The following is a 12,000-nucleotide window of genomic DNA, read 5'->3' on the forward strand; positions in this document are numbered from 1 at the left end:
ACCGCCACGGACCGCTACCGCTCAAGCCGCCGCCGACCGCCGCCCCCCACGGACCGCCGCCGCCTCTCAAGCAGCCGCCGACCGCCCGCCTCCGCCGCGCGTTGCCGGGCCCGGGCGTCGCCGTGCCGATCACGCCGCCGTGCCGATCACACTCCCGCCCACGATCCCGGCCCGCGGCCCGGTGGGCAACCGCCGGCGGTCAGGGCTGGTCGAGCTGGTCCCGCCGGCGGATGGTGACCAGCTCGCTCGCGTCCTCCCGCCGCAGCCTGCGGATCATCGACCAGGCGATCCGCTCCGCCTGCGTCTTCGCCATGTCCGCCTTCGCGCCCACGAACAGGTCGTCCACGGTGGCGGCCCAGAGCGCGAGCCACCGGCTGAAGTGCGCGGACGTCAGCGGGAACTGCTCGTGCAGGGCGAGGTGCACCCGCAGCAGGTTCCGGCGGTACGTGCCGGCGCGGAACAGCACCGTGTCCCAGAAGTCGGCGATCACCGGCAGGTGCGCGGCCAGGTCGAGCCGCGCCACGTCCCGGAAGATCGGGCCCAGCACGCCGTCCTCGAACGCGCGCCGGTAGAACTCGGTCACCACGGTCAGCGCGTCGTCCCGGCCGGTCAGGTCGCGGCTCGCGGTCACGGCGCACCGCCTGCGCGCTGCGGCACCAGGTCGAGCAGCACGGGACCGGCCGGGTCGGCCACGAGACCCCGCACGGTCACCCCGTCCAGCACGGCCAGGAACGCGAGCTGGGCCGTGCGCAACGCGGAGCGCAGGTGGCAGCCGCCGCGCAGCGGGCACGGCGGGCCCTCGCAGTCGACCACCTCGCCGTCGCCCTCCAAGGCGCGCACGATCGCCCCGACGGACGTGTCCAGCACCTCGGCGGGCACCACGACCCCGCCGGCCCGGCCGCGCGCGGTGGCGACGAAGCCGTGCCGCTGGAGGCGCTGCACGACCTTGGCGAGGTGGTTGCGCGGCACGTCCAGGGCGTCGGAGAGCTGGTCGACGGTGAGCCGGTCACCGCCGGAGGCGAGCAGCATCACCACGCGCAGCGCGATGTCCGTCGACCGGATCAGGTGCATGGAGGGCACGGTAGCAAAAGAGGTATTGTCGAGTCCGCTTTGTGGTCCGATCGGGACGACGGGAGACGCCATGGGCTCCGACGGGGACGACGTGCCCGTGACCGCGGTGCGCCGGGAGGAGACCGAAGGGGGCGACCCGGTGTGCCGGCTGTCCCAGGTCTGCCCGGAGTGCGGCGCGCTGGACGACGGGCCGGCCCGCCCGGTGTGCCCCCGCTGCGGGGCGACCCTCGCCGAGGGCGGTGGTGCGCGGTGACGTCGGCGGCGGTGGTCGGGGGCGTCTCCTGCCTCTGGCTGGGGATGGTGCTGGCGATCTCGTTCCTGGAGGCTCCGCTGAAGTTCCGCGCGCCGGGCGTGACGCTCGTGGTCGGGCTCGGCATCGGCCGGATCGTGTTCCGCGCGCTCAACGCCGCCGAGGTCGTGCTCGCCGTAGCCGTGGTGGCGGCGTCGCTGGTGGGCGGGTCGCCGAACCCCGTGGCCGTCGGCGTCGTGGTCGTCGTCCTGGTGCTCCAGCTGGCCGCCGTGCGGCCGGTGCTCAACCGGCGGTCCGACCGCGTGCTGGCGGGGGAGACGCCGCCCCGGTCGCGGGCGCACCTCGCGTACGTCGCGCTGGAAGTGGTCAAGGTGGTGGCCCTGGCCGTGCTGGGCGTGACCGCCCTCGGCGCGCCGTGACGCACGGGCCGTTACCGCGGGGCATTTGTTCACAAATGTGACCGGAACCGGTCGGGCCGGTTCACGAATATGACCGGCCGTATTGGCCCCGGATCGTCCTTGATCTGCTCGCACGGCCTTTCACCTCGGCGTTCGACAGTATTCGACGCGCGGGCGGGCGACGCCGTCGAAAACTGCCGTTGACCTGCTGGTTACGCAGCATCTAACATCCGCCGGGAAAGCGAATTCCGCCATCGCGGCGCGTATTTCGCGTGCCCGTGAAATGGATTCGAGCGCATGTTGGTCGGAAAGGGACCGCCGCCTCCCCCGACCTTCCCGGGAAGTGAGAAGTGGAGCTGTGATGAGCACATCGGAGCAACCCCGACCCCCGCGGTCGGCACGGCCGGCGCGCGGCAGGTGGCGCACCGGGTCGGCGGCCGCGGCGGCGGTGATCGCGCTGGCCGCCACCTTCACGGCGTGGTCGGCCGCCGGGTCGGCGCAGGCCGCGGTCGGCGCGGGCACGTACGTGGTGCAGAACGGCGGCAGCGGGCTGTGCCTCGCGGTGCCGAACGCGAGCACGTCCACCGGCGTCCAACTCCAGCAGGCGTCGTGCGGCACGACCGGCAGCCAGCAGTGGACGCTGACCGCGGTGAGCGGCGGCTTCCGGATCACGTCGGTCGCCACCGGCCTGTGCGTGGGCGTCCGGGACGCCTCCACCTCGGCCGGCAAGGCGATCGAGCAGCAGTCGTGCTCCGGGTCCGCAAGCCAGACCTGGAGCCTGACCGCGAGCGGCAGCAACTACCGCGTGGTCAACGCCAACGGCGGCAAGTGCATGAACACCGCCGACAACTCCACCTCGGCCGGCGCGCCCGTGCAGCAGAACTCGTGCGACAGCGTGGCCACCAAGCAGTGGGCGTTCACGCCGACCAGCGGCGGCCCGACCTCGACGTCCACCTCCACGTCCACGACGACGCGGACGACGACCACGACCACGACCACGACGACGTCGGTGCCGGGCGGCGGGGACGGCAGCGGTGCGTGGCCGAGCGACACCGGCAGCGTCCACCAGACGACGACCCGGAACGTGGGGACGTACTTCGACGGTGGGATGAAGCGGTACTACGGCATCGGCGACGGTGGTCAGGGCGAGAGCCAGGACCCGATGTTCGTGGTGGCGAACGGGGGGACGATCGAGAACCTGTTCATCGACGCGCCGGCGGGCGACGGCATCCACTGCGAGGGGTCGTGCACGATCCGCAACGTGTGGTGGAACGACGTGGGCGAGGACGCGGCGACGTTCAAGTCGTCGAGCTCGTCGGCGACGTACCTGGTGGACGGCGGCGGGGCGCGGAAGGCGTCGGACAAGGTGTTCCAGCACAACGGCGCGGGGACGGTGACGATCCGGAACTTCCAGGTGCACGACGCGGGCAAGCTGTACCGGGCGTGCGGGAACTGCTCGACGTCGTACCAGCGCCACGTGGTGATGAACGGGGTGACGGCCCGGAACACGGACGTGTTGGCGGGCATCAACACGAACTGGGGCGACACGGCCCGGTTCTCGCGGATCACGGTCTACGGCGACACGACGATCTGCGAGAAGTACCAGGGCGTGCCGAAGGGCTCGGAGCCGAAGAAGATCGGTGAGGGCGCGGACGGCAAGAACTGCTTCTACTCCGCCTCCGACATCACCTACCGGTAGGCGCGGCGGTTCGACACGGATCGGGGTCGCGGCCCGCGGGTCGCGGCCCCGACCTGTCGGTTCGGCTACCGTGTGCGGCGACCGGACGTGGCGTGACCAGGGGTGAGGGGCGACAGCGGTGACCAGCTGGATCGACGTGATCAACTATGTCCGGACGCGGTACGAGGTCCTCGAGGAGACCGACAGCTGGCTGCGGTTCCGCCTCGACACCGGTCGGGACCGGACCCAGCAGGTGTCGGTGCACCACGTGCCGGAGTCGGACGGCGTCGCGTGGGTCGAGATCTCCTCGCCGGTCGGCCGCGCCGACGCGATCGACCTGCGGCGACTGCTGGAGCTGGCCGGCACGTCCGCGGTGGGCGGCGCCGCGGTGGTCGACGGCGTGGCCCTGCTCAAGCACACCGTGCCGCTGGAGGACCTGAGCGTGCGGGAGGAGTTCGAACGCCCGTTGATGCTGCTCGTGGCGGCCGCGGACGAGTTCGAGCACGAGCTGACGCGGACCGACAGCTACTGACCGCCCCGCCGGCTCAGGCCAGCGCCAGCTCCGCCCACACGGTCTTGCCGTCGTCGTGCACCCGCGTGCCCCAGCGGCGGCACGACAGGCTGTCCACCATGACCAGGCCGCGGCCGCGGAAGCCGTTCAGGCGCGACGTGCCGGCGACCGGCAGGAGGTCGGGGCTGCCGTCGTCCACCTCCACGCGCAGCGCCCGGTAGTCCGGCGTGGGGTGCACGCGCAGCCGGCGTGGCGCGCCGGCGTGGTCGTAGGCGTTGGACACCAGTTCCGTGCAGACCAGCAGCAGGTCCTGCAGCAGCTCTTCGGCGAGGTCGGCCAGGACGGTGGCCAGCCAGTGCCGGATCTGCGCCAGCGGTGGCACCGACATGTTCAGCTCGATGCTGATCTTCGTAGTGAGCGTGTTGTCCGACAACGTCATGGCCGTCCCCAGGTCACTGCGGCCGCCTCGTTCCGGCAGGAGGCAGCCTCGGCACGTCGGAGTACCCCGCTCGTTCGTTCGGCACACATCGCGCCCTCGATCGTGCGCTGTGCACATGCCGGGTCACGGGTGGTGATCTAGTCTTACCCATCGTGAGCGAGGAGACGGTTCCGGTGGACGACCCGGTCGCGGTGCTGCGCACCGCGGTCGACTCCGCCGTGCGGGCCGTGCTGCGCCTCGACCCCCACCACGCCGACGCGCGCGTGGAGATGGCCCGGGTGCTCACGGCGTTCGGTGACGCGGTGGAGCCGGTGCTGGACCGGCTGGTCGCGCTGACCGACGCCGCGCCGCACGGGCCGGTGGCGGCCACCCTGGGGTTCATGCGGGACGCCAAGGCGCAGGCCGCCGACGGCGACGTGCAGGCCGCGCGCGTGTTCCTGCTCGCCGGCCGCACCGCGCTGTTCCGCCTCGCCCGGCCGGTGCCGGACTCGGGCGTGGCGCCGGGCTGAGCGCTGGAGCGGCGCTGTGCTGAGGGCCGGAGCGGCGCCGGGCTGAGGGCCGGAGCGGCGCCGTGCTCCGTGGGGCGGAACGCCCTGCTCAGGCTGTGCGGCCGAACGGCTCGCCGGTCCACGTCTCCGCGCCGGACAGGGTGTCCGCGGCCAGGTGGTCGAGCACGTCCCACATCCGGCCGGCGCGGGCGAAGGCGCGGCGCTGCCGGGCCGCCCCGCCGCCGTTGCCGTCCAGTGTGGACACCAGTTGCCCGACCAGCTCCCGGTCGGCGTGGTCGAGGTGGTCGTGGACGTGGTGCAGCAGCCGGTCCAGCAGCAGGCGCGCGGGCAGCAGGCGGCCGGACAGCACGTCGAGGGCCTGGCCGCCGATGCCGTCGCGCGCCGACCGCCAGCAGGCGGCGCGCAACACCTCCGTCGGCACGGGCGTCGCCCGCAGGCCGCGGCCCAGGTCGGCCAGCGCCGCGACGACGAGCGCCCGCACCAGGGCCGCCAACAACACCGCTTCGTCCACCGTGGCCGCGACGTCCGCGCCCCGCACCTCCACGGTCGGCAGGTGCGCGGACGGCCGCACGTCCCAGTAGACCATCCGCCGGTCCCGGATCGCGCCCGCCGCGAGCAGCGCGTCGCAGGTGGACTCGTAGTGCGCCAACGACTCGAAGTAGGGCGGCGGTCCGGCGGTCGGCCAGCGCGACCACACGATCGAGCGCCAACTCGCGTACCCCGTGTCCCGCCCGCGGGTGAAGGGCGAGTTCGCGGTGAGCGTCCCGAGCACCGGCAACCACGGCCGCACGTGGTTGCACACCTGCACCGCCGTCTCCGGGTCGGGCACGGCCACGTGCACGTGACAGCCGCAGATGGACTGCTCGCCGGCCAGCAGCCGGTAGTCCTCACCGAGCGCCCGGTACCGCTCCCGGTCGCTGATGACCACGTCCGGCCCACCGACCGGCGGCGCGCCGACCGCGAGCAGCCGGTGCCCGAGCCGGTGCGCGGCCTCGGCGGCCACCAGGCGCAGGCCGTGCAGCTGGCGGCGCACGTCGGCGAGGTCGCGGCAGACGGGCGTCTGGACCTCGACCTGCGAGGCGGCCAACTCGACGTCGAGCGCCACCCCGAAACGCGACCGGACCGACTCGACCACCTCGCCGCCGTGCGGCACCGGCTCACCGGTCAGCGCGTCCACGAGGAGGAACTCCTCCTCGACGCCGAGCGTCGGCGCAGCGCCCACGAGACTGCCCATCGCGGCCTCCGATGGCTGGTCGGCCATGGAGGAGTGGGATACCCGGAACCCACGCCGTGAACCGGGCGACCGCGCACCGGCCCCCGACGGCGAAGCCGGACAGGTTCAACCTCTGGGGTGAACCTCACCGGCCGCTCGCCCTCCAAGGGCGAAAGGCGGCCATCTGTGGTCGACATCTTCGCCGCTTCGGTGGAGCAGGGTTCGGCGAGAGCAGTACCGTGGGAGAACGCCCTGTGACGACAGTTGCACTGCTGCTACGCGCCGTTCCTCACACTGCCGGCCAAGGTCGCCGTGCTGACCACCGACATCGCCGGTTCGATCCGGCCGTGAATCGGCGACCCTATGTGAAGAACCGGGGATCGGGCTTTGACCTGCGCCTTTTCGTCTTGCGAAGGTCGCCATAGCTTTCGTGGCGCAGGACCGTTCCCGCCGCAGGTGCGGGGTCCGGGGTGTGGGTATACGGACTGCGTTGTGGCCGGCGAAGGACGCGTGGGACGCGGGCGCGGGCACCGGTTCACGACCAGGTGCCCGCGCCCGCTGCTTTCAGGGCCGCAAGTGGACGAAGGGCAGCACGACGGGGCTGGTCGTGGTCCAGTCGAGGACGGCGGACTGGTCGGCGTCACCGGTGATGACGTCGATGGTGTTGGGGTCGCGGGTGTCGGTGTCCCGGCTGGGCAGGTCGAAGCTCTGCTCGCCCGCGCCGCCGCCGAAGCGGAACTCCTTGGTCCACGGGAACCCGTTGTTCCAGTGCGCCTTGCTAGTAGATCTCGCTGAGCGTGCCGTCGGTGAGGGTGTACCAGACCTTCGAGCCGGTGGTGGTGGACGTGCCGATGCCGTCCTTGTCCCCGGTGGTCCAGTTGGCCGGCGCGCCGGGTGCGCCCGGCGGTTCGGGCTCGGCGGCGGCGGGTGGGGCGGACAGCAGGCAGGCCGCGGCGACGAGCGCTATCGCGGCGCGTGGTCCGGGTGGTCGCATGGGTGCTCCTCGTTGAGCGTGCCCGGCGGAGGCGGGCGTGCGTCATCGCCACGGCGGCGCGCGCCATGGGAGGGATCGGGTGGGCTTGGTCAGCCGGCCCGCAGGGGCAGGACGGCCAGGACGGTGCGCTGGATCGCCACGGCGGCGGCGCCGCGGGCCCAGAGCGTGGGGTCGTCGTTGATGAACCGCAGGTCGATCGGTGACGCCTCGGCATGCCGGGACTGGGCGATGGTCGCCCGCACCCGTGCTTCGGCGACCTGGGCGAGGCGGATGCCCTCACCGGTGAGGATGATCCGCTCGGGCTGGGCGATGTTGGCGACGGCCGCGATCAGCGTGCCGAACGCGTGGGCGGCTCGGCCGACGATCTGGTCGGCGACGGCGTTGCCCTCTTCGGCGAGGTCGAGCACCTCGTCGTAGGTGACGGGCCGGCCCAGTGTGAGGGCGGCCTGTGACTGGATGCCGTCGGTGGTGAGCAGGGCTTTCACGCAGCCGCGGTGGCCTTCGGGACAGATCGGTCCGACGGGGTCGACGGGGAAGTGGCCGAGCACGAGACTGAGTAACGGCCGTACGGTTTGTGAAGGCCCATTAGAGAAGTGGTCAAAAACTGGTCAGTTTGCGCCTGGGGGGATTGTCCAGTCAGCCGTGCTGGTGGCGCGCTCGCATGGGGAATCATGCATAGTTGCAGCTCAGGGCTGCTCTGCCGCTTGGGGTGGTCCACTCCAATCTTCTGGTCGGGCGCAACCTCGATTTGACGGACCTGTGACGCGATGGAGTATGTTTCGAGCCTCAACCCCGCGAATAGATGGAGCGTCCAAGTTTCATGCGGATCTGTCGCTTCTCGGTCAAGAATTTTCGGAACTTGGCCAACGTCGAGTTGGAGCTTTGCCCAGGCACCGTCATCGTGGGCGAGAACCGGGCTGGGAAGAGCAACTTGCTATACGCGTTGCGCCTGATCCTCGACGGCCGGATGTCCTTCGCGGACCGCCAGCTCACGGCGGAGGACTTCTGGGATGGACTGTCCACTGGCGAACCCGACTGGGATCCGATGGCGGAGGGCCACGTCATCGAGGCCTCGATCGACCTCGTCGACTTCCTCCACGACGCCGGTCTCACGTCCGCGCTCGGCGGTGCCCTGGTCGCCGAGGATCCGCCGCGAGCACGGCTAACCTACCGGTTCGGGCCCGTCGACACCGGCACCGCCGACGGCAAGCCCCGCTACCGGGGCGCCGTCTACGGCGGAGACACCGACCAGAAGATCAGCTCGGAGATGCTGGCGAGCCTGCACCTGGTGTTCATGCACGCGCTCCGCGACGTCGAGGCCGACATCCGCAACTGGCGCAAGTCCCCGTTGCGCGGCCTGCTCGTTGCCGCCGCGGCGGCCGCTGCGGAGGGCGGCGACCTGACCGAGGTGAAAGCCGCCATGAAACAGGCCAACGACAAGCTCAACGGTCTCGACGTGATCAAGCAACTCGGCACCAACATCAGCGGCAGGCTGGAGGACATGGTCGGATCGGCGCAGGCGGTCGAGACGAAGCTCGCCGCCGCACCGGACGAACCGGCTCGCCTCATCCGCGCGATGCGGCTATTCGTGGACGGCGAGGCGAACCGCCCGCTCGGCAGCGCCAGCCTGGGCACCCTGAACGTGATCTACCTGGCGCTGCAGGAACTCGGCCTCGACGCCCGGATGATCAATGAGCCGGACATCGCGCACGTCGTGATGGCGATCGAGGAACCGGAAGCCCACCTGCACCCGCACCTGCAGCGGCTGGTCTTTCGCAGGCTTCTCACCGCGCGCGACTCGGCGTACACCGCCCTGGTGACCACCCAGTCCCCGCACATCGCCAGTGTGACCGACCCGCGTTGTTTGGTCGTCCTGCACAACGTGGAGGGCACGACCACCGCGTCGCAGGCCCGCGACGCCGATCTCACCCAGGCCGAGTGGGACGACATCGCGCGCTACCTCGACGCGACCCGCGCAGAGATCGTCTTCGCCAGGAAGGTCCTGCTGGTCGAGGGCTATGCGGAGGAGGTGCTGATGCCGAGGCTCGCCCAGTCGATGGGCATCGACCTCGACAAGGAGGGCATCTCGGTCTGCGCCGTGCACGGCACGCACTTCTCCTCCTACGTGCGGTTCTGCGACGCGCTCGGCCTTCCGTGGGCCGTGGTAACGGACGGGGACGTCGACAGCAAGGGCAACTCGGCTGGCGCGGCTTGGGCCACCGAGCTGCTCAGCCTGCTGAAGCTCGGGGGCATGCCGGCCGAGCACGGCATCTTCGTCGGTAATACCACGCTGGAGTACGACCTGATCACCTCACGGCCGAAGGAGAACATCGTCCCGTCGTTCAAGGCGTTGAAGGAGCTCTGCGCGGCCCCGTCGGCGGCCGACGTGGACTCGTGGGGCGCTGCCGCACCTGATCTGGCGGAATTCATGAGGATCGTGAAGAACGCGGGCGGCAAGGGCAGGTACGCCCAGCGCCTCGCCCAGTTCGACATCGCGCCGTCCAGCCACGTCGAGGGCGCTCTGCGGTACCTGGTGGGACGTTGAGCAACCTCTCGGCGTCGGTCGACGAGCTCAAGAACAACGACTCCCAGTGGAAGGCGTTCACCACCGAAGGTCACTGCGTGGTGCTCGCCCCGCCGGGCAGCGGCAAGACGAAGCTGCTCACCACGCGGATGGCCTACGACCTGGCGAACAAGATCAATCGGCCGCAGGGGGCAGCGTGCATCACGCTGACCAACGCCGCCGCCGACCAGTTGCGCCGCCGGATGGAGCGGCTGGGCACCGAGGACCGTCCTAACTTCTTCATCGGGACGGTCCACAGTTTTCTGCTTCGCCGGGTCGTGGCCCCGTTCGCGCACGCCGTTGGCCGTCCGGAACTTGCCTCGATCACGATCGCGAGCGAGGAGGAGAGCCAGAAGCTCCTACACGAGGCGATCTACGAGGCCTACCCGAGCGCTGACACCTGGAACGTCGCGACCACGATCAATTTCAACCGCACCCGCATGGCGAGCGCGGAGGACTGGGCGAAGTCCGGCGAGGGCTTGATCGAGGCTGCCCGACGCTACGAAGCGAAGCTTGAGGAACGGGGCCTGCACGACTTCAGCGGACTGGTCGAGACCGCCGTGCAGCTGGTCGAGAACCACCAGATCGTGCGCCAGGTGCTCAACGCCCAGTTCCCACACCTGTACGTCGACGAGTACCAGGATCTGTCGCCCGGGCTGGATCGAGTGGTCAAGGCCCTGTGCTTCGACTACCTCACCGGGTCCGAGCTGTTCGCGGTGGGCGACCCCGACCAAGCCTTGTTCGGGTTCACCGGTACCCGGCCCGAACTGCTCAACGAACTGGCCGCGCGGACGGATCTCACCTCTGTCGAGCTCACCCGCAACTACCGGTCCCGGGACGAAATCATCAAGCGGGCCAACATGATGCGACCCGGTCGAGTTCCCATGGTCGGTGACAAGCCGGGTGGTTCGGTCGCAGGGGTATACTGTCCGGGTGGTTTGCCCGACCAGTACCATCGCGTGGTCGACGCGATCGGGGAGGCTCACAGCGGCGGCGTGGCGCTGCACGAGATCGCGGTGCTGTGCCCGACGCGGGACCTCTGCCTAGAAGTGACCGGCGCGTTGCGCCAAGCTGGCATCCCAGTGTTCTACCGCGACGTGAAGAAGGAGTACCGGCCGAACTCGTTGACGAGGTTCATCGAGTCCGCCGCCACGTGGGCCGCCACGGGAAGGGAGACGAGCGGCTACCGGCTCGGGGACCTGTTGAAGCAGTGGCGGTACCTGCTCGGTCCGTTGTGGACACACCAACACGATCGCAAGTTCGTCAGCGTGCTCGTCGGATGGGGAGACCGGGCTGACGAAGCGGCCACTACCTTCCTCGACGAGATTCGGCAGGTGGGCCTGGGCGATGCGCTCGGGCAGGTCGCGTTGGCAGCCGAGGCACCGGAAATCCGGAAGATGGAGGCGGTGATCCGCACCTGGTCGCTGCGCGAGCTGACCCAGCGGGCGTTGCGTCAGGATCGAGTGGAAGTCATCACTACGACGTCGAGCAAGGGCTTGGAGTTCGACGTGGTGCTGCTCGTCGGCGCGGACAACGGCCGCATGCCCAGCCACATGTCGAACACGCCGGAACGACGGGCAGAGGACCGGCGTAAGTTCTACGTGTCCGTCACGCGGGCGCGCGATGACCTCCGCATCTTCTACTCGGGTTTCAGGTTGACCAGGTGGAGGCGCTGGGACGACGGCGTCAGCCCGTACCTCGGGGAGATCGAACTGCTCTAAACGTCCGTTAGCCCGCTGCGTTCGGCGGGATGACCACGACCGGGCATTCGGCGCGAGCGCCCCGCAGCCGCGGGTGCCGATCCCAAGCGGTACGGCGTGCCGGGTGGCCTCGGCGAGCGTCTCGGCCGCGTTGCTCACCACGACGGTCTCGGTGACGTCCGGCGCGTCGGATATGGCCGCCCGCTTTTGCTGCACAGCGACGTGCAGCTCCTGGGCCGGGTGCCTGCGGGGCGTCTCACCGTGAGGGTTGAAGCTCAACGGGGTTGGCCAAAGACGAACGCGGGCTCCTGCTGTTTGGCCGTAAAGCGTGCTCGACCCGACAAGTGTGTGGTGGAGGGTCATCGTTCGTCGCGCAGGTCAGAGCCGTCTATTGCCGACGCGTTGCACCCGATGACGGCCCGTTCCTCCGCGTTGTCGTCGCCATCAGATCGCCGTTCGGTCTTGTCTGGACCCCGTGGAGCGGCGATCCGAGGCATCGGACCTGTACGCGGTCGCTTCGTGAGCGGTCTTGGCACTGTCCGCTGGGGTGCCGCGTACTCGGGCATCTTCCTGTGGCGATCGATGCGCCGCTCGACGGTCCTGTCCGTTCGTCATGGCAGCCCTCCGCTCGCGCGGAGAGACTCCAACAGGTTGAGGCGGCGGGCGACCGAGTC

At 70.4% G+C, this 12,000-nt stretch carries 13 protein-coding genes; 7 read left to right on the top strand and 6 right to left on the bottom strand.

Annotated features, from left to right (window positions below; all coding sequences use genetic code 11):
• Positions 1–199 precede the first annotated feature (199 nt).
• Complete coding sequence (locus ACWEFJ_RS19115; protein ID WP_378090449.1) at positions 200–631, bottom strand: group III truncated hemoglobin; 432 nt, start codon at positions 629–631, stop codon at positions 200–202.
• Positions 628–1,071, bottom strand: a complete 444-nt coding sequence (locus ACWEFJ_RS19120; protein ID WP_449714528.1) for an RrF2 family transcriptional regulator — start codon at positions 1,069–1,071, stop codon at positions 628–630. The genes ACWEFJ_RS19115 and ACWEFJ_RS19120 overlap by 4 nt, the downstream gene beginning before the upstream one ends.
• Before the next feature lie 70 nt (positions 1,072–1,141).
• Here ACWEFJ_RS19120 and ACWEFJ_RS19125 point away from each other — a divergent pair, with 70 nt between their 5' ends.
• The 4 genes from ACWEFJ_RS19125 (at position 1,142) to ACWEFJ_RS19140 (ending at position 3,929) form a co-directional block, all read left to right on the top strand.
• Positions 1,142–1,324, top strand: a complete 183-nt coding sequence (locus ACWEFJ_RS19125) for a hypothetical protein (RefSeq protein ID WP_449714529.1) — start codon at positions 1,142–1,144, stop codon at positions 1,322–1,324.
• A gap of 44 nt (positions 1,325–1,368) precedes the next feature.
• On the top strand, positions 1,369–1,740 hold the full coding sequence (locus ACWEFJ_RS19130) for a hypothetical protein (RefSeq protein WP_378090469.1): 372 nt from the start codon (positions 1,369–1,371) through the stop codon (positions 1,738–1,740).
• A gap of 340 nt (positions 1,741–2,080) precedes the next feature.
• Positions 2,081–3,418 (top strand): pectate lyase, encoded by a 1,338-nt coding sequence (locus ACWEFJ_RS19135; RefSeq protein WP_449714530.1) that lies wholly within the window; start codon positions 2,081–2,083, stop codon positions 3,416–3,418.
• 118 nt (positions 3,419–3,536) lie between these two features.
• Positions 3,537–3,929 (top strand): hypothetical protein, encoded by a 393-nt coding sequence (locus ACWEFJ_RS19140; RefSeq protein WP_449714531.1) that lies wholly within the window; start codon positions 3,537–3,539, stop codon positions 3,927–3,929.
• Positions 3,930–3,942: 13 nt separating this feature from the next.
• On the opposite strand, the gene ACWEFJ_RS19145 is transcribed toward ACWEFJ_RS19140, so the two are convergent.
• The gene (locus ACWEFJ_RS19145; protein ID WP_378090459.1) at positions 3,943–4,347 is read right to left on the bottom strand and encodes an ATP-binding protein; all 405 of its coding nucleotides are present in this window, start codon (positions 4,345–4,347) and stop codon (positions 3,943–3,945) included.
• A 152-nt stretch (positions 4,348–4,499) separates the two neighbouring features.
• Between ACWEFJ_RS19145 and ACWEFJ_RS19150 the strand changes: the two genes are divergently transcribed.
• A complete protein-coding gene (locus ACWEFJ_RS19150; protein ID WP_378090461.1) occupies positions 4,500–4,856 on the top strand; it encodes a hypothetical protein in 357 nt (118 codons plus the stop codon).
• Positions 4,857–4,944: 88 nt separating this feature from the next.
• On the opposite strand, the gene ACWEFJ_RS19155 is transcribed toward ACWEFJ_RS19150, so the two are convergent.
• From ACWEFJ_RS19155 to ACWEFJ_RS19165, 3 genes are all read right to left on the bottom strand, one after another.
• Positions 4,945–6,117 carry a carboxylate-amine ligase gene (locus ACWEFJ_RS19155; protein WP_449714532.1) on the bottom strand — a complete coding sequence of 391 codons (1,173 nt, stop codon included), beginning with the start codon at positions 6,115–6,117 and terminating at the stop codon, positions 4,945–4,947.
• 730 nt (positions 6,118–6,847) lie between these two features.
• Positions 6,848–7,063: a hypothetical protein gene (locus tag ACWEFJ_RS19160; RefSeq protein ID WP_449714533.1), complete on the bottom strand. Its 216-nt coding sequence runs from the start codon at positions 7,061–7,063 to the stop codon at positions 6,848–6,850.
• Between the two features lie 89 nt (positions 7,064–7,152).
• The gene (locus ACWEFJ_RS19165) at positions 7,153–7,611 is read right to left on the bottom strand and encodes an ROK family protein (protein WP_449714534.1); all 459 of its coding nucleotides are present in this window, start codon (positions 7,609–7,611) and stop codon (positions 7,153–7,155) included.
• Between the two features lie 272 nt (positions 7,612–7,883).
• Here ACWEFJ_RS19165 and ACWEFJ_RS19170 point away from each other — a divergent pair, with 272 nt between their 5' ends.
• Entirely contained in the window at positions 7,884–9,608 is a 1,725-nt protein-coding gene (locus tag ACWEFJ_RS19170) for an ATP-dependent nuclease (protein ID WP_449714535.1), read from the top strand.
• On the top strand, positions 9,605–11,347 hold the full coding sequence (locus ACWEFJ_RS19175) for an ATP-dependent helicase (RefSeq protein WP_449714536.1): 1,743 nt from the start codon (positions 9,605–9,607) through the stop codon (positions 11,345–11,347). Before ACWEFJ_RS19170 ends, ACWEFJ_RS19175 begins: the two co-directional genes overlap by 4 nt.
• The last annotated feature ends 653 nt before the right edge of the window (positions 11,348–12,000 follow it).

The sequence above is a fragment of the Actinosynnema sp. NPDC004786 genome (assembly GCF_053601135.1).